The organism is Desulfomicrobium apsheronum (assembly GCF_900114115.1).
In the GTDB taxonomy this organism is placed as follows: domain Bacteria; phylum Desulfobacterota; class Desulfovibrionia; order Desulfovibrionales; family Desulfomicrobiaceae; genus Desulfomicrobium; species Desulfomicrobium apsheronum.
Genome location: NZ_FORX01000001.1, coordinates 153,154 through 171,158, shown reverse-complemented (window position 1 = coordinate 171,158; position 18,005 = coordinate 153,154). Strand labels below are relative to the sequence as shown.

Annotated in this window: 15 protein-coding genes; 6 read left to right on the top strand and 9 right to left on the bottom strand. The window is 58.0% G+C overall.

All coding sequences use genetic code 11. The features are described 5' to 3' along the window. Positions 1 to 3: 3 nt before the first annotated feature. The 4 genes from BMZ40_RS00740 to sat form a co-directional block, all read right to left on the bottom strand. Complete coding sequence (locus tag BMZ40_RS00740; protein ID WP_092372237.1) at positions 4 to 1,245, bottom strand: CoB--CoM heterodisulfide reductase iron-sulfur subunit A family protein; 1,242 nt, start codon at positions 1,243 to 1,245, stop codon at positions 4 to 6. 162 nt (positions 1,246 to 1,407) lie between these two features. After that, entirely contained in the window at positions 1,408 to 3,399 is a 1,992-nt protein-coding gene (gene aprA / locus BMZ40_RS00735) for an adenylyl-sulfate reductase subunit alpha (protein WP_092372236.1), read from the bottom strand. Between the two features lie 38 nt (positions 3,400 to 3,437). Continuing rightward, positions 3,438 to 3,926: an adenylyl-sulfate reductase subunit beta gene (gene aprB / locus BMZ40_RS00730; protein ID WP_092372235.1), complete on the bottom strand. Its 489-nt coding sequence runs from the start codon at positions 3,924 to 3,926 to the stop codon at positions 3,438 to 3,440. A 211-nt stretch (positions 3,927 to 4,137) separates the two neighbouring features. After that, entirely contained in the window at positions 4,138 to 5,406 is a 1,269-nt protein-coding gene (sat, locus tag BMZ40_RS00725) for a sulfate adenylyltransferase (RefSeq protein WP_092372234.1), read from the bottom strand. Between the two features lie 349 nt (positions 5,407 to 5,755). On the opposite strand from sat, the gene BMZ40_RS00720 reads away from it, so the two are divergent. From BMZ40_RS00720 to BMZ40_RS00705, 4 genes are all read left to right on the top strand, one after another. Beyond that, positions 5,756 to 7,396, top strand: coding sequence for a chorismate mutase (locus BMZ40_RS00720; protein WP_177192943.1), 1,641 nt, complete (start codon positions 5,756 to 5,758; stop codon positions 7,394 to 7,396). Beyond that, on the top strand, positions 7,353 to 7,601 hold the full coding sequence (locus tag BMZ40_RS00715) for a hypothetical protein (protein ID WP_092372232.1): 249 nt from the start codon (positions 7,353 to 7,355) through the stop codon (positions 7,599 to 7,601). Before BMZ40_RS00720 ends, BMZ40_RS00715 begins: the two co-directional genes overlap by 44 nt. Positions 7,602 to 7,679: 78 nt before the next feature. Continuing rightward, positions 7,680 to 9,602 carry an aconitate hydratase gene (locus BMZ40_RS00710; protein ID WP_092372231.1) on the top strand — a complete coding sequence of 641 codons (1,923 nt, stop codon included), beginning with the start codon at positions 7,680 to 7,682 and terminating at the stop codon, positions 9,600 to 9,602. A 57-nt stretch (positions 9,603 to 9,659) separates the two neighbouring features. Then, the gene (locus BMZ40_RS00705; RefSeq protein WP_092372230.1) at positions 9,660 to 11,558 is read left to right on the top strand and encodes a peptidylprolyl isomerase; all 1,899 of its coding nucleotides are present in this window, start codon (positions 9,660 to 9,662) and stop codon (positions 11,556 to 11,558) included. Positions 11,559 to 11,641: 83 nt separating this feature from the next. Here BMZ40_RS00705 and BMZ40_RS00700 read toward each other — a convergent pair whose 3' ends face one another. The 5 genes from BMZ40_RS00700 to BMZ40_RS00685 all read right to left on the bottom strand — a co-directional run bounded on the left by BMZ40_RS00700 (position 11,642) and on the right by BMZ40_RS00685 (position 15,032). Beyond that, complete coding sequence (locus BMZ40_RS00700) at positions 11,642 to 12,127, bottom strand: metallophosphoesterase family protein (protein ID WP_177192942.1); 486 nt, start codon at positions 12,125 to 12,127, stop codon at positions 11,642 to 11,644. Continuing rightward, entirely contained in the window at positions 12,124 to 12,705 is a 582-nt protein-coding gene (locus BMZ40_RS19030) for a hypothetical protein (protein ID WP_143075495.1), read from the bottom strand. Before BMZ40_RS19030 ends, BMZ40_RS00700 begins: the two co-directional genes overlap by 4 nt. A 6-nt stretch (positions 12,706 to 12,711) precedes the next feature. Further along, the gene (locus tag BMZ40_RS00695; protein WP_092372228.1) at positions 12,712 to 13,341 is read right to left on the bottom strand and encodes an HD domain-containing protein; all 630 of its coding nucleotides are present in this window, start codon (positions 13,339 to 13,341) and stop codon (positions 12,712 to 12,714) included. Continuing rightward, the gene (gene argJ / locus BMZ40_RS00690; RefSeq protein WP_092372227.1) at positions 13,322 to 14,497 is read right to left on the bottom strand and encodes a bifunctional glutamate N-acetyltransferase/amino-acid acetyltransferase ArgJ; all 1,176 of its coding nucleotides are present in this window, start codon (positions 14,495 to 14,497) and stop codon (positions 13,322 to 13,324) included. Before argJ ends, BMZ40_RS00695 begins: the two co-directional genes overlap by 20 nt. 85 nt (positions 14,498 to 14,582) lie before the next feature. After that, complete coding sequence (locus BMZ40_RS00685) at positions 14,583 to 15,032, bottom strand: RrF2 family transcriptional regulator (protein ID WP_092372226.1); 450 nt, start codon at positions 15,030 to 15,032, stop codon at positions 14,583 to 14,585. Positions 15,033 to 15,226: 194 nt separating this feature from the next. Here BMZ40_RS00685 and murB point away from each other — a divergent pair, with 194 nt between their 5' ends. Next, positions 15,227 to 16,099 carry a UDP-N-acetylmuramate dehydrogenase gene (murB, locus tag BMZ40_RS00680; RefSeq protein ID WP_092372225.1) on the top strand — a complete coding sequence of 291 codons (873 nt, stop codon included), beginning with the start codon at positions 15,227 to 15,229 and terminating at the stop codon, positions 16,097 to 16,099. 14 nt (positions 16,100 to 16,113) lie between these two features. Next, positions 16,114 to 17,796, top strand: coding sequence for a formate--tetrahydrofolate ligase (locus BMZ40_RS00675; protein WP_177192941.1), 1,683 nt, complete (start codon positions 16,114 to 16,116; stop codon positions 17,794 to 17,796). Positions 17,797 to 18,005 lie beyond the last annotated feature (209 nt).

The window sequence follows — 18,005 nt, the reverse complement described above, 5'->3', positions numbered from 1 at the left end:
GACCTACCTCCCTCTCACCGTCTGGATCGCTTTCATCGCTGCCCCGGTGGCAGACTGGGCCGACTTCATAACGTCCAGAGGTTGTTTGGCACAGCCCGCGGCGAAAATACCTTTTTCCTCCCCTCCAACGATGAACCCTTCGGCATCAACCGGGACATCGATTGGCAGGGAAGCGCCGGCCAGGCTGGGCTGCATTCCTGTGGCCAGAACCACGAGATCGAAACGTTCGACAGACTTGGAGCATGACACCGCATCTTCAACGGTGAGCCACACGTCATCGCCTGCGTTGTCCTGCTCAACCGCAGCAACCTTGCCTTTGACGGCGAAGATCTTCTCATCCGCCAGAATCTTCTTGGCGAAAGTGTCGTAACGGCCAGGAGTCCGCAAATCAATGTAATAGATAGTCACTTCAGCGTCAGGGTACTGTTCGCGAACATATTGTGCCTGCTTCAGGGAAGCCATGCAACAAATGTAAGAGCAATAATGCAGATGGTTCTCGTCACGAGAGCCGGCACACTGCACGAATGCAATTTTTCTGGGCTCGCGGCCATCGGAAGGCCGAAGAATCTTTCCGCTGGTCGGGCCATAAGGCGATGCGAGGCGCTCCATCTGCATGTTGGAAATGCAGTTTTTGACCGCGCCAGCGCCCAGGTTGGACAGATTCGTCACATCATAGGGCTTCCAGCCCGTGGCGATGATGATGGACCCAACGCTCAAGGTGATGGTCTTTTCTTCCTCGGTCAGATCGAGGTAGTCGCATTTCTGGACCTTGCTCTTGTCCGAGTCGCTCAGGCTGGCCTTGTCCACAACGTAGCGCTGCGGAAAAGCAAAAGGCGCATCCATGTACACGGGCTTGCGCGTTGCCAAGCCAAACTCGTAGTCATTGACCACTTCCGTGGAGAGCTCATCACACAAGTCGGAAAGATCAGGGCTGCTGGGACCAGCGTAGCGCGGTTTGATCTGTACCGTAACTTCATAATTTCCAACGGACCCGTCCACCTTGGTCACTTCGGCCAAGGTAAAAAACTTCACGTTGGGGTTGTTCTTGATCCGCTGATACTGAATTTCCAAACCGCACGAAGGTGGACACAGCTTCGGGAAATATTTGTTCAGCTGCATAACACGTCCACCCAGAAATGGGGTCTTCTCTATGATGAAGACCTCATGACCGATCTCAGCGGCCTCGAGGGCGGCGGTGAGTCCTGCAAAGCCACCACCGATGACAAGTATGCTGTTGCTAGCCATTCGATTCCTCCCAGAGCACTTAAGTTGAAGGCCATAAAAATGAATAGAATGGCCCAAGCATAATCTATAACTACCAGAGGTTACAGATCATGCATAGACCATTCTATTTCCTGATAGAGAAAAAAGGCTGCGGGAAGGACCCGCAGCCTTTTGGCCCGTAAACTAGACAGGGATGATCTGGTAGTAATGTTTCTTGAAGATCTCGGTTTCACCAGTGGCCGGGTTGAACTTGGAGTTAACAAAGCACTTCCACTTGGCATCGTCCAGACCCATGAAGTCTGCGCGATAGTAGAAACCGGGGTAACGGCTTTCCTGACGGAAACGAATGTGCTGCATGTGCAGGCGAACGGTCCACAGTCTGTGGTACTGCTCCCAGCAACGAAGCAGTTCGTGCAGGTCACGAGCCGCCAATTTCTTGGAATCTTCTTCCAGCATGTCGAGAAGGCCAAAGCCCGTGTCGAGCAGTCTGTCAGAGGTGGTGTACAGGGTAGCGCAACCTCCGCCGTATTCATCGGTGCACTTGATGAGGCGCATCATGAAGTTGTTGGGGGAGATGTAGTTCGGGTTGACTACCGGATCAGTGGAAGCACCCTTGAACTGCTCGTAGGTGTACCAAGGATCGTAGATCTCTTTCTTCAGATCAGCAGCGGAAACAGCCAAGGTGGGCTGGAAATCCTTGTGATCGACAACCCAACGGACCATCTGCTTGCCAACGATGCGGCCTTCAGCATGAGAACCGGAGGAGAACTTGTGGCCGGAAGCGCCAACGCCGTCAGCACATGTCCACAGACCGTTTACGGTGGTCATGCGGTTGTACACTTTGCCGTTGTCAGCCTTGACCTTGTACTCTTCAGGAACCCAAGCCTCGTTCGGACCGGAAACCCAGATACCGCAGCAACCGGAATGCGAACCGAGCAGGTAAGGCTCAGTGGGCATGATTTCGGAACCGCGCTCTTCGGGCTTGATGTTCATGGCGGCCCACAGGTTGGCCTGACCAACACACATATCCAGGAAGTCTTCCCAAGCTTCGGACTCAAGATGCTTCTGCTCGGACTTGGACAGATCCTTGAAGGTGGTCTGCAGAGCGGTGGCGGTGTCCATGTAGATGGGACCGCGACCTTCGCGCATTTCGCGAAGCATCATGTGGTTGCGCAGACAGGTCGGGATGATGTGACCCTTGGCGTAACCGCGATCTTCGTAAGGCTTCAACATGGCGCGGTTGGTGACACAATAGTCTTCACCCTTGGCGTTGGTTGCTTTGGCCTTGAAGAGCAGGAACCATGCACCAACCGGGCCGTAACCGTCCTTGAAGCGGGCGGGTACGAAGCGGTTTTCCATCATGGTCATTTCAGCGCCAACCTGGGCACACATGGTGTAGGTGGAGCCGGCGTTCCATACGGGATACCATGCACGACCAAGACCTTCACCAGTGGAGCGGGGACGGTATACGTTGACGGCGCCACCGCAAGCAACGGACATGGCGTTGGCTTTGATGACGTACACTTTGTTTTCACGAACAGAGAAGCCGACAGCACCGGCGATACGGTTGGGCGTCTTGGCGTCAAGCAGCAGCTTAACGATGAAAATACGCTCCAGGTAACGATCGGAACCAAGGGCATTCTTTGCAGCTTCAGCAACGATGACCTTGTAGGACTCACCGTTGATCATGATCTGCCAGCGGCCGGAGCGGACAGGAGCTGCGCCAGAGCGCAGGGACATGCCCTCTTTCTTGGCCTGAGCGCCGTCCAGGTTCTTGCCGTCTTTCTTGACCCAGCAAGGCAGGCCCCATTCTTCGAACAGATGAACGGAGTCATCCACGTGGCGGCCAAGGTCGTAGATCAAGTCTTCGCGAACGATGCCCATGAGGTCGGTGCGGACCATGCGGACATAGTCGTCGACATCGTTCTCGCCGATGTAGGTGTTGATGGCGGAAAGACCCTGAGCAACCGCGCCGCCGCGATCGACAGCAGCCTTGTCAACCAAAAGGATCTTGATGTCGCCGCCAACCTTGTCGGCCCAGCGCACTGCTTCGAAAGCAGTACCGCAGTTACCCATACCACCGCCGACCATAAGAATGTCGGTATCAATCTCAACGAGTTCGGGCTCTGCGCAGGCCAGACCCTTGATCACGTCTTTAACAGGAATCTGAGGCATATGTTCCTCCTGAAATTTCTTTCGTTTAAAGCGCCGAATTAGGCGACGGCCGACTTGAAGGTGACCTTCAGGTCTGCTTCACCGACTTCAATCTTCTGGCCGAGAGCTTCTTTGGGAGTGGCCAAAGCGGTCTCGGTGAACAGAAGCTCATCTTCCAGGTTCCCTGCCTCAGGCTTGCCTTCGAAGGGCTTGATGGAACCTTCCACAGTGGTGCGGATGGGGAACTTGAAGCGCTTTACTTCGCCATTGCGGAACTGAACGGTCCACATGATGTCTTCTGCACCGCGCAGCGGGATACAGGTACCGCCCATGGGAGCGAAGTCAGCATACGGACGAGCGGTGATCGCGCCCTGGGGACAAATCTTGATACAGGAGTAACATTCCCAGCAAGCGGCCGGCTCCTGATTGTAAGCCTTCATCTCTACAGGGTCCAGGATCATCAGGTCGTTAGGACAGATGTACATACAGGCAGTCTTTTCACCGCCCTTGCATCCATCACACTTTGCTGGATCAACAAAGGTTGGCATAATTCCTCCGAATAAAGAGTTTAAAACAACTTAGCCACAGGCCCGAAACAAACAAAAATTTTACTCAAGCTTTTCGCTTGTGAATCTTTTATCAAAGCACTTTTGTCGTGTCAAGCCGCATATTGACAATCATAGGCCTTGTGTGACTTCACGTCGCAAGACCAAATCAGCAGGGCGGACAAAAAGCCCGCCCTGTTGGTTGAAATCAAAACTACATGGCTGCGCCGGAAGCGGCACCCTGCATCTTCACTTCGACCTTCTCGGTCAGAGTGGAGTAGTATTCGCGCAGGATGACGAGGACTTCGTCACGACCGAAGTGATCAACAACCTCGGCGCCTTCGGACAGAGCCTTGCGCAGCTTGGTGCCGGACAGAACGACGCGGTCGTCCTTGCTGTGCGGGCAGGTGCGCAGGGAAGCCATGCCGTCACACTTGTAGCAGTAGAAGGTCCAGTCGATCTTCATGGGCTGGGTGATCAGATCCTTGCCAGCGCCCAGGTTCTTGGGAACGCGATCAAAGATTTCCTGAGCCTCGAACAGACCGTAGAAGTCACCGACGCCAGCATGGTCGCGGCCGATCAGCATGTCGGAAACGCCGTAGTTCTGGCGGAAGGTTGCGTGCAGCAGGCCTTCGCGGGGACCGGCATAACGCATATCCAGGGGATAGCCGCCCTGAACCACATTGGCCTTCACGAAGTATTTTTCAATGAGGGTGTCGATGCACTTGATGCGGACTTCGGCCGGGATGTCGCCGGGCTTCAAGTTGCCGACCAGGGAGTGAATGAAAACGCCGTCGCACACTTCAACAGCGATCTTGGCCAGGTATTCGTGAGAGCGGTGCATGGGGTTACGCAGCTGAAGAGCGGCAACCTTGCTCCAACCTTTCTCTTCGAAGGTGGCGCGGGCTTCGGCCGGAGACATGTAGCAACCGGGGAATCTGTCGCGGTAGTCGCCTTCGGAAAGGACTTTGACAGGACCGGCAACGTTGTATTTCTTCTGAGCCAAAACCATCTGCACGCCGGGGTGATCCTTGGGAGCGATTTCCCAGAACTTGTCATCGGCGGACTCTTCGCCCTGGCCCTTGTAGACCTTCTCACATTCCCACTTCTTGTCGGCGTCGGTCATTTCGTAAACTTCGTTGACCTTCATTGTGGCCATGAAGACGCCCTTCTTGGGATCGAACAGAGCGATCTCTTCGCCGACCTTCACTTCTTCATCTACATCCAGGGTCACGGGCACGGGCCAGAAGGTGCCGTCAGCCAGGGTGAAATTTTCACACACGGACTTCCAGTCGGCCTTGGTCATGAAGCCGCTCAGCGGGCTGAAGCCGCCGATGCCCATCATGATCAGGTCGCCCTTGGCGCGGGGGCTGATGTCGATCTTCTTCAGTCCTTCGGCCTTTTTCTGCTCGGCAGCCAGTTCGGCACCCTGAAGCAGACAGCAAACCAAACCTTTTCCACCATGCGGGGGTACGAGAGCCATAACGTGGATCCTCCTAAATATAGTTTGTTTTTATTTTCACAAATAAAAAAACGGAGACCCCTTTTTGCTTCGCAACGAGCGTCTTGTCAACCGTTTTGTGATTTTTTTATCAACCACGCAAGTATCCGCCAATCCTGACCTCCCTGAATTTTCGGGATTGACGTGACTTCACCGGACATTTTGGGCCTTCTCTCAGTTTTTTCTTTTATTTTAGCATATTATATTTATATCGAACAATAACCGCTTGCAATCCCCAAAGTCTTATTGTTAATGTACCCCTTTGATATCAGCTTTCATCATGCGTTCATGCACCCATGAACATCAACCTCCCTATCCTGAAAGAATTCGCATGGCCGAAAAACATAATACTCTATCTCTGACGCAGGAACTGGCGCAACTCGACGAAAAGCTTGTTTCCCTTCTCATGTCCAGGACGAACCTTTTGTCCAGGGCGGCATCCACCAGGCGCTCCAAAAACCTCGGCATCACCGATCCCAACCAGGAAAAAGTGCTGTGGCAAGTTTGGCGCGACGCATCCAAGGCGGACAATCTGGAGCCCCAGATTCTCAAAAAAATCTTTCACCTCTCGAACAACCTGTCCTATGCCAGGGTCGAGCGCAATTCCTCCAACGAGAAACCTCTGTGCCTCTTCCCCCGGCGCAAGCCCGTGGAAATAGACCTCGATGCTCCCCGGGACCAGATCCTGCGCAGCATGATGTTCTTTCTTGGAGCCACGAATTCCTCGCCGCTGACCATTGCGCCATTCCAGGGGAACGACATTTCCCTTGAACTGATCAATGCCCTCAATCTCTGCGGGTTCAAGCTCACGTTCCAGAATCGTCAATGCGAAACCCAGCCCGTCGATTCCTGGTCCATGGACAACAAGATCATCTATGCCGGGCAGAGCAAATTCCACTTCTACCTCCTGCTGTGCCTTGCCCTCGGGCAGGTGACCCGGGCCAAATTCACCGGATCCACCAAGCTCAAGATTCATGACGTCAGGCCTGTGCAGGACCTTTTGCCTCAGCTTGGCGCCCGGCTCACGGTTGTTGAGCCGCACAGCTACGGGTTGCCGGTCAGGGTGGAAAGCAGTGGGCAGCTTCCGGAGACCATCTCCATCCCCAAGGGCGTTTCCAAGAAATTCGTGCTGGCTCTTGTTGTCGCTGCCACCACCTACAAATCCGGACTTTCGATCCAGCTTCATGAATCGTTTTCAAACAGCAAACTGCTGCGCAAGGGGATCGGATTCCTGCAGGAGCACAATCCGGAGCTTCAATTCGAGGGACTGAGCATCATCGTCCCTCCGGCGTCCACCAACCTTGACCTCTCCGCAGTAGATATCCCCATAGATCCGCTGATGAGCCTCCATCTGCTGGTCCTTCCGTTCTTTACGGACGGCAAGGTCGTCCTGCATGGAAAATGGCCTCACTACGCGCCCCACCTCCATGACATCATGGATATCCTGCACGAGTTCGGATTGCGGATCAGCGTGCAGGGCGGCCAGATCACATCGTCCATGAGCAACAGGCCCCAAAAACTATCCATAGACATAACCTCATGCCAGGAATACCTGCCTTTGATGCTGGCCATGTCCATGGGATTGCGCGGCCAATGCGCCATCACACTGGACACCAAGCGCGAGGATGTCGATTACGCCCAGGACCTGCTCGAAAATCTGGGCGCCGGATATGCCATTGAACCCGGGCTATTGCAGCTCGGGCTGCCCAACGCCAAGAAAGTCAGCGAGTCGCCCTGGCAGAGTCCCGGCCCATACTGGACGCTGGCTGGATCGCTCATATCCTTCACGCATCCGGGGGTCTGCATGACCAATGCGGACAATATCTCCTCGGCCTGGCCCTGGTTCTGGAAAATTTTCATGAACCTCCCAAGCCCTCAAAACTTCATCAATTCCTCACGGATCGAAGAACAGGTAGACGAAACTCAAGATGACAAGCCAAAGCGTAAACGAATCCGAATCACAACAGATTGAGACCATTGAAAAAGAAATCGGCAGGTTCAAGGCCGAGCAGGCCGAAGCCCAGGCCAAGGTAAAGGAATTGCTGCAGCGTGAAGATCCCGCGCGTGGAATAACCTTTCACGAGGACATTTTCCGGCTGCAGCAGGACAACCTGCGCCTGGACACTGAAATTCAGATTCTGAAAGTCAAGCTCAGACGGCTTGCATCCACGTGGTAAGCCCAACGATTCAGGCTCCCAGCTTCGGCTGGGAGCCTTTTTTCAAAGATATTCAACGGCAAAATTGAAGGAGCGCGCATGAACCAGAACCTCACCCAGAAGATCATCGCGGCGCACCTCGTTGAAGGCGATATGCAGCCCGGAAACGAAGTGGCCATCAAGATAGACCAAACCCTGACCCAGGATGCCACCGGGACCATGGCCTACCTGCAGTGGGAAGCCATCGGCCTGCCCCGGGTCAAGACGGAACTGTCCGTCAGCTATGTCGATCACAACACCCTGCAGATGGGCTTTCGCAACCCCGATGACCACCGTTACCTGCGCAGCGTGGCCGCCAGGTACGGCATCGTCTTCTCTCCTCCCGGCACCGGCATCTGCCACCAGCTGCATCTGGAAAATTTCGCGATTCCGGGCAAGACGCTCATCGGGTCCGACTCGCACACGCCCACTGCCGGCGGCATCGGCAGCCTGTCCATGGGCGCCGGGGGCCTCTCCGTGGCCCTGGCCATGGCCGGAGAACCCTACACCATCACCATGCCCAAGGTCTTCAAGATTCGCCTCGAAGGGCAACTGACCGGATTCGCCTCGGCCAAGGACGTCATCCTGCACCTGCTCGGCATCCTGACCGTCAAGGGCGGCGTGGGCGCGGTCATGGAATACCACGGTCCGGGCGTGGCCACCTTGAGCGTACCCGAACGCGCGACCATCACCAACATGGGCGCGGAGCTTGGCGCCACGGCTTCCATCTTTCCGAGCGACGAGCAGACCCGCGCGTTTCTTGCGCTCATGGGCAGGGAAAATGACTTCACGCCGCTGGCCGCCGACGAAGGAGCGACCTATGACCGGGAAATCGTCATCGACCTGAGCACCCTTGCGCCCCTGGCCGCCCAGCCGCACATGCCGGACAGGGTAGTTCCCGTGGCCGAACTCGACGGCCTGAATGTCGATCAGGTGGCCATCGGCTCCTGCACCAACTCCTCCTACTCGGACCTGCAGAGCGTGGCCCAGATCCTCAAGGACGAACACATCGCCCCAAGCACCGACCTGCTCCTGTCACCGGGCTCCAAACAGGTGCTCAAGATGCTCATGAGCGAAGGCCTGCTCGATCTCATCCTCGACGCCGGGGGACGGCTCATGGAGTGCTCCTGCGGCCCGTGCATCGGCATGGGCGGCTCTCCGTCCAGCGGCGGCGTCAGCGCCCGGACCTTCAACCGCAATTTCGAGGGTCGCAGCGGAACCCAGGACGGGCAGGTTTATCTTGTGAGTCCGATCACCGCCGCTTTTTGCGCCCTGAACGGCAAGTTCACCGATCCGGCAACCTGGACCAAGGCCGTTTCCAAGCCGTCCCTGCCAGCCACAGCGCCATCCATCCGCCATCTCTTCGCCTTCCCGCCCGAGGATGGAAGCGAGGTTGAAATCCTGCGCGGGCCCAACATCGTGCCCCTGTCGCCCTTCGACAGGTTGCCGGATGTTCTGGAGCTGCCCGTGCTGATCAAGGTCGCGGACAACATCACCACCGACCACATCATGCCTGCCGGTGCAGCCATCACCGCCCTGCGCTCCAACATCCCGGCCATCAGCAGGCACGTCTTCGAGCGCGTGGACAAGGATTTCGTGACCCGCGCCGAAGCCGCCGGCCAAGGGCTCATCCTCGGCGGCGAGAACTACGGCCAAGGCTCCAGCCGCGAACATGCGGCGCTCGCCCCCCGTCATCTCGGGGTCCGGGTGGTTCTGACCAAGTCCTTTGCCCGCATTCACAAGGCGAACCTGATCAATTTCGGCATCCTTCCCCTGATGCTCGCCAACGAAGCCGACTACGACTCACTGGCCCAGGGCGATGTCCTGCGCATCGAGCTTGGCGCTCTCGCACCCGGGGCGACTCTTTTGGCCTCGACATCGGAAGGCAGACAGCTCACCTTGACCCATGATTTGACGGGTAATGAAATAGCCATTATCAAAGCGGGCGGTTTGCTCAATTACGTCAACGACAGGCAAAAATAAAAGCCTCTCGGGGCAGTTCCCATTATTTTTAACTTCAGACACTTTGTCGGAGATTCCATGCTTGAAATCCTGCGCCAGGGCGCCCAAAGTTGGGGAATAAAAATCCTCTTCGGCATCATCATTGCCGTTTTCGTTTTGGCCTTTGGCATGAATCGCGTGCAAAACGACCAGACCACCGTCGTCGCCACGGTCAACGATTCCCCCATTCTCTTTAAGCCTTTTCAGGAACGTGTGCAGCGCAGCCTCGAACTCGCACGCAGCCAAAATCCGAACCTGACTGCCGAAATTCTGGCCCAGATGGGATTCAAAAGGCAGATTCTTGAACAGATGGTCATCGAAGAACTGATGATGCAGCAGGCTGCAAAGCTCGGCCTGACTGTTTCCAAGGAAGAGTTGGCCAAGGAGATTCATCTCATTCCCGCCTTCCAGAACGAAAGCAACGTCTTCGACCCGGGCGCCTACCAGAACGTGCTGCGCGCCAACAACCTCACTCCCGGCAAATTCGAGTCCGAATACATGCGCGGGATGACCATGGACAAGCTGCGGACCTACGTCGGTCTGCCCGGACGCCTCGGCGAGGATCAGGCCCACGATTTCTATACCTACGGGCGCAGCACCGCAGTCATATCCTATATGATGTACCCGTGGGAAAGCTACCAGGATCAGGTCAACGCCACGGAAGAGCGCATCAACGAATATTACGAGGCGCGCAAGGCCAACTATGCCGTACCCGCCCGGGCCAAAATCGCCTACCTGCTGCTCACTCCCGCGACCTTGGCCGACCTTTCGCTCGTCTCCCCCGAGGAAACCGAAAAATACTACGCCGAGAACAAGGAACAGTTCAAAATCGAAGAGCAGATCAGAGCCCGCCACCTTCTTGTGCGTGTTGACGAAAACGCCGATGACGCGGCCGTGGAAAAAGCCATGCAGACCATTGAGGCCGCCCAGAAAGACTTGGCGGCAGGCAAATCCTTTGCCGAGGTCGCCGCGAAATACACCGAGGATCCCTCCGGCACGCAGACCGGGGGCGAACTTGGCTGGTTCGGCCGAGGCAGGATGGTCAAACCCTTCGAAGACGCCGCTTTCGCCCTTGAAAAGGGGGCTGTCAGCGAGCCGATCCGCACCCAGTTCGGCTTTCACCTTATTAGCGTGGAAGACGTCAAAGGCGCGGGATATGAAGATTTCGAATCCGTCGCGGCCGACATAGCAAACATCATCGCCGAGGATCGGGCGGCGGAAACGCTGCAGGATCGCCTGGATCAGGCCCTGGAGATGGTGCTCGTTGGGGAGCCTCTCGATGCCGTGGCCAAGGCCATTGGCCTGAAGCTTGAAGTCCGCGAATCGGGCTACTTTGCCAAGAATCAAGGACCGAGGGAGCTGCCCGGTCTTTCTCCGGAAAACGCCCAGGCTCTGTTCGACCTGCCCCTGGACATCACGACACAGTCCCCGCTCCCCATTGCCGACGGATACCTGCTTGCCACCAAGCTTGAACAGGTTTCCGAAAGCGTGAAGCCGCTGGAGGAGGTCAAGACGGAAATCGTCGCGGCCATCACCCGTGAAGAAGCCCTGAAAATGGCCAAGACCGCCGCGGAAAAGGATCTGGAAGCGCTTCTCAAGGGTGAATCCCTGGCCGACGCCACACTGAAGGAAACGGAACCCTTCGGGCGGCAAGGATCCATCGCTGGCCTGGGCATGAACCAGCTGCTGGCCAACAAGGCCTTTGAAACTGAAGCCGGTTCATGGCTGCCCGAGGCATACGCCTTCCCCGAAGGCTACGTTCTGGCCAGAGCCGACAAGGTGACTCCTCCGGCTGAAGAAGAATGGGCCGCAGAGAAGGAATTATGGCTGACTTCCCTCAATGAGCGCGCCGAAGAGCAGACCGTGCAGGCCTTTGTCGCGGATCTGCGCGCCAAGGCGGATGTGCGCATCGCCAACCCCGCGCTGCTCGAAAACTAGCCCCGCCACTCACGTTCCCTGAAAAATGCGAAAGCCCGTCTCGACTGAGGCGGGCTTTTTTCATGCGTGCCGACAAGGCTCCTTCAGATGGTGATCCACTCCACTTCGGGCTCCTGCCCGGACTTGAGATAGAGCCGAGCCATCCCGCCCTCGCCGGACCTTGGCCAAAACAGGGAGCCGGGGTTGAGCAGGCGCACGCCTTCGGGCGACAGTCGCCAGTCACGAATATGCGTGTGTCCGTAGCAGACAATGTCCACGCCCTGAAATCGGGCCGCGACGACATCTCCCACCCGGGAACGCGGCCCCCATCCATGCCCCATGCCCAGCCGAACTCCTTCCAGCTCCAACTCGCGCAGCACGGGCAGAGTCCCGTTCAAGAGGGACTGGTCGCAATTGCCTTGCACGGAGTAAAATCTGGGATGGGAATTGAGAAACGACCATGTTTCCTCGCTCACGCAGTCCCCGCAATGCAGAAGCACATCGGCGTCACGGCAGTGCCGTTCGAAAATCGCGGCAAGCAGGTTATCCGGTTGATCCAAGTGCGTATCGGACATGACCGCGACAATCACGAAGCCTCCTTGCGCGCCAAAGGTTGAATCACGAATTCGCATTCAATCCACAGAGATTCTCCGGGGCCGGCTGAATTGCCATACGTGGATTTGAGCGTGGACAAAAACAAGAGCAGAAAAGCCTGGAATTCCTGGTCGCCGGAAACACGATTGACCACAAACTCGCCGATCCTGCCGTCTTCGAGAATGCTCATGCTGACCAGAGCGTAGCCGGTACTGTCAGGAGACATGTTTTCCCACAGGGACCGGATGGCTCGCTGCACAGCCCTGGCGCGTTTCAGATCCGCTTCGCTACGAGGCTTTGAGACTCGCTTGCGCGTATCGGGACGCGCCTGCACATCAACGGAAATATGCAATGGAGCCGAATCCAGCTGGGAAACGCCCCGGGCTAGCTGCTCACGAAAGATTCGTTCGCGGTACATGTTGATGGTGTCGAGGTTGAGTTCAAGGACGCTTGGCAGACCGTAAAGAGGCCCGAAAACGACAAACCAGGCAGGAATGACGTGCAGGCAAAGAGCCAGAAAAAAGCTGAATACTGCCCTCCCGTGACGGAATCTGCTTGCTTCTGGCGCTGTCATGGTCCGCTATGGGCGGGGCTTGCCGTTCCCCTTGCGCCACCAGGACTCGTCCGGCCGCACAAACCACCAGTCCGACTGATCCGTGGTCTGTATGGCCCGGGCAAGCTCCAGGGCCGGGTCCGTTTTGAGTCGCAAAACCGCATGGTCAAGCCATTTGGCCGCATAGGGGTTGCCCAGATCCTGTTCTTCCTTCAGGTTGGCGATGAAATCGAGCTGATCCGCATCTTGCGCCAATCTGGATTCAAGCGTCACGCCGGCCTCCAGCTCGTGCCAGAGCCCGAGTGCCTCCTCCCGAAGGCCGGTGCCCTCCAGGGCGTGCGTGAGGGCCAGGACCGGGTTGCTCGTATTGTAGATGCGATTCACGTAGTTGAAATCGCCGATGCGGGCCTCGTGCACATCATGGAAGAGACACAGGAATACGGTCCTGGCAACGTCGGCACCGGCCTTGCGCGCCAGCATGTAGCCGATCATGGCCGTGCGGAAGGAATGCTCGGCCACGTTTTCGGCTCCCGAACCCAGAAACTGGTATCCGGTGCGCGGCGTCTTGCGCAACATGCCAAGCTCGAAAACAAAATCAGCCAGACGTTTCCAGGTTTGGTCCGTCATGGTCTTGGCTTCAGGTTCGGTATTCAGCATTGATCTTGATGTACTCCTCGGTAAAATCGGAAGCCATGAGCATGAGCTCGGCCTCTCCGGCATGAAGCTCCAGGTCGATATCGACGACGTCCCGGCGCAGGGCCGAGGCCAGAAGGCTGTCCCAGTCCGCCTTGACCGGAGTGCCCTGGCGGAAAATGGTCATGCCAGCGATGCGCACGACCACATCTTCGGGCGTGAACGTTGCTCCGCTGCGACCCAGAGCAGCCACGATACGCCCCCAGTTGGGATCGCGGCCATACAGGGCGGTCTTGACCAGCGGAGAATTGCCCACCGCCCGCGCGGCAAGCTGCGCGTCGGCCATGCTGGCCGCGCCGCGCACGTTGATGCGCATGACCTTGGTCCCGCCCTCGGCGTCCTGCACGATCATGTAGGCCAGATCCTGGCAGATTTCGAGCAGGGCCTCCTCCAGAATATCCAGATCCGCTCCCCTCGCCTCGGCTGCGGTGCCGTTGGCCAATGCCAGAACGCAGTCGTTGGTGCTGGTATCGCCATCAACGGTGATGGCGTTGAAGCTCTTGTCCACACAGCGGACCAGGGCGGCCTGCCACCACTCTTGCTCGACCCCGGCGTCGCACAGGATGAATCCGAGCATCGTGGCCATGTTCGGGCAGATCATGCCCGCGCCCTTGCAAAACCCGGCCAGGCGGACCGTGCCGGAGGAAAGCCGGACTTCGCGCGCGGCGAGTTTGGGAAAAGTGTCCGTAGTCATGATCGCCCGGGCCATGTCCACCAGCCCCACCTGCCCGAGATTGTCACGCAGGGCGGGGATTCCCTTTTCCCAGAGCTCCATCTTGAGCTGGTCGCCGATAACGCCCGTGGAAGCGGGCAGGATTGCGGAGGCTTCAAGGCCGAGGGCGGACAGCATTTCAAGGGTAGCCCGGCAGTTCGCAATGCCTTCCTGCCCCGTACAGGCGTTGGCCTGCCCGGAATTGACCACGATGGCGCGGATGCCCGAAGGATCTCTTTCAAGAATGTCCCGGGCCACAAGAACGGGAGCGGCCTGAAAACGATTGGTGGTGAAGACTCCGGCCGCAACCGCCGGGACCGTGCTGACCACCAGCCCCAGATCGGAGCGCCCAGGTCGCTTGAAACCGCACTGCGCGGTTGAAAATTGGAATCCCGAAGGAATACTCATTGTGCCTCCAGCTGCAGAAAGTTCCGCCCCAAAAATGCGGAACCAGGAATTCTGACAGGGGGGAAAATCTTTGTCAAACAGGGAGCTAGCTGTCGCGCTCGAAATAGTCGTCGGACAGCTGGCAGCAATTGGGCGCGCCCTTGGCCAGCTCGGCCAGGCTGATGGTGTCCAGCTCACGCAGCATGGCGTCCGTGGCCCGCTGCCAGGCCGCTCGGGTAGGGCAGACGTCCGTCCTTTCGCACAGCTCGGGGGCGCTCAAGCAGGCCGAAAGTTCCACCGAGCCTTCCATGATGCGCACGATGTCTCCCAGGGAGATATTCTCCGGCGACCGGCTCAGCTGATGCCCGCCTGATGCTCCGCGCTTGCTCGTGACCATCCCGGCATGCTTCAGGGGCTTGATGATTTGTTCGATGAACGGCACGGTGATTCCCGTGCGCTCGGAAATGTCGTTAACGCGATGAGGCACGCCCTCGTTGTGCAGAGCCAGGTCAAGCAGGATACGGGACGCATATCTGGATTTCGCGGAAAGCTTCATAATAATCTCGAATGATTGGAATTTTATTTTGATTCGACGGCAACTCAAGAATGCGTCAAAAAAACATGCCGGTTCCCGCTCGCAAAGCACCGCGAATTCCGGCCTGACCGGCAAGGTTTAATGTTCCCTACATGGTCAAAGGCCGCACCGCAATATTGCACCCTTCAGGCAGCGGGAGTAACTAGGCACAAAGCATGAAGCACCTCCAAAACGTCCCTCTCAAGAACTACTGCACCTTCCGTATCGGAGGCGTGGCAAAAGATATCTTCTTCCCGGAAACCCCGCAGGAGTTGGCTGAAATCGTCCTCCGTCATCGCGCCGAAAACACTGCTTTCTGGATTCACGGCGGCGGAGCCAACACCCTTTTCCCGGACGACGAAATCCTCCTGCCCGTCATCTCCACCAGCGAAATGACGGCCTGCGTCCGCGATGGCGGCACCGTGCGCGCGGAGGCCGGAAAGACCATGGACGCCTGGGTTCTGGAATGCCTGCGCGATGGCCTCGGAGGAATCGAATGTCTCTCGGGCATTCCCGGAACCCTCGGCGGGGCGCTGTACATGAACGCCGGAGCCTACGGCCACGAAATCTCGGACCATCTCGTCTACGTCACGATCCTGACCAAAGGCGGACGCGTGATCGACATTCCCAAAGCCGAATGCGGGTTCGCCTACCGCCAGGCTCTGGCCCTGCGCGAAGCGGTCGTGCTGGCCGGAACCTGGGAGCTGCCGCAATCCGACCCTAGCCCCCTGCTGACCAAGCGCAAGGAAATACTGGCCCGGCGCAAGGAAAAACAGCCGCTTGAATTTCCATCCGCCGGCAGCGTCTTCAAACGCCCCACAGGAGCCTATGCATCCCAGCTCATCGACCAAGCCGGTCTCAAGGGCCTGCGCGTGGGTGGCGCGCAGGTTTCGGAAAAACACGCCGGATTCATCGTCAACGTCGACAACGCCACATGCCGGGACGTGCTCGAACTGGTGGAGATTTGCCGCAAAACAGTGCTGGAGCGTTTCGGATACGAACTTGAACTTGAACAATGCCTCTGCCCCTTCTGCCCCGATCACAAATAAGCCAGGAGAGCCCCATGCCCAAGGCCGTGCAGTCCGACATCGACATCGCCCAAAAAGCCAAGATGCATCACATCCGCGACATCGCGGCAAAACTCGGCCTCGGGGACGACCAGCTCGAACCCTATGGCAAATACAAGGCCAAGCTCCCGCTGGCCCTGGCCGAAAAGGACCAGTGCAAATACGGCAAGCTCATCCTCGTTTCGGCCATCACCCCGACCCCGGCCGGTGAAGGCAAGACCACCGTATCCATCGGGCTGAATGACGGGCTGAACCGCATCGGCAAGAAGTCCATGGTCGTGCTGCGCGAGCCTTCGCTCGGCCCGGTGTTCGGCATCAAGGGCGGCGCCACAGGTGGCGGCTACTCGCAGCTCTTGCCCATGGAGGACATCAACCTCCACTTCACCGGCGACTTCGCCGCCATCGAAAAAGCCAACAACCTGCTGGCCGCCCTCATCGACAACAATCTGCAGAGTAAAAACCGCTCGCTCAATCTCGACGGCCGAACCGTGGCCTGGAAGCGGGTCATGGACATGAACGACCGCTCGCTTCGACGTCTGGTCTGCGGCCTGGGAGGTCTGGCACACGGCGTGCCCCGCGAGACCGGATTCGACATTACGGCGGCCTCGGAGATCATGGCCATCCTTTGCCTGGCCGACGATCTGCCGGACCTCAAACGCCGCCTGGGAGACATCTTTCTCGGGTTCACCTTTGCCCGCGAACCCATCCACGCCCGGGACCTGAACGCCCAGGGAGCCATGGCCGCCCTGCTCAAGGAAGCCGTCAAGCCCAACCTCATCCAGTCCCTGGAAGGCAATCCGGCCATCATGCACGGCGGCCCCTTCGCCAACATCGCCCAGGGCACCAACACGGTCATCGCCACCCGTACGGGCCTTTGCCTGGCCGACTATGTGGTCACGGAGGCAGGATTCGGCTTTGATCTTGGCGGCGAAAAATTCCTGGACATCAAGTGCCAGTCCGCCGGGTTCGATCCCTGCGCAGTGGTCCTGGTGGCCACGGTGCGGGCGCTCAAATACCATGGTGGGGTCGAGCTTGCGCACCTGCCCGTGCCCAATGCCAAGGCCCTCAGCCGGGGTCTTGAAAATCTCACCAAGCAGATCGAGAACGTGCGCCTCTTTCACCTCACGCCCATCGTGGCCATCAACCGCTTCGCCACGGACACGGATGAAGAGCATCAGGTCATCCTCGACCACTGTCAGTTCATGGGAGTGCAGGCAGCCGTCATGGAAGCCTGGGAGAAGGGCGGCGAAGGGGCCGAGGAGCTGGCCGAGCTTGTCGCGGCCACGGCCGACCAGTGCACCGCGCACTACAAGCCGTTGTACGACTGGAACCAGAGCGTGCGCGAAAAGATCGAGATCATTGCCACCCGCGTCTACGGCGCGGCCTCGGTGGAATACGCGCCCGGCGCGCTGAAGGATCTGGAAAAAGTCAAGCAACTGGGCCTTGAGGGATTGCCCGTGTGCATCGCCAAGACCCAAAGCTCCCTCTCGGACCAGCCGGGGCTGCGCGGCCGCCCACGGGATTTCGTAGCCACCGTGCGCGAGGTCGAGATCGCCTCCGGAGCGGGCTTTCTGGTCCCCATCACCGGCAACATGATGCGCATGCCCGGACTGCCGGAAGTGCCCTCGGCTGAAAAAATCGACATCGACGAAAAGGGCGTGATCAGCGGACTGTTCTAGACCGCAAGCAAAAAGACGGACCCGCGCCAAATGATGGCACGGGTCCGTCGGATAAGTCTGGGAGATGGATTCCCGCCTTCGCGGGAATGACGCGGGGCTCAAGGCGGCCGGTCGGAGTTCCGGCCAGCCCCCTGACCACTGGCTTCACCATGATTTCATCCCCGCGAAAGCGGGGATTCTGCTTTTCAAATCCAGAGTCCGAGGCTGCG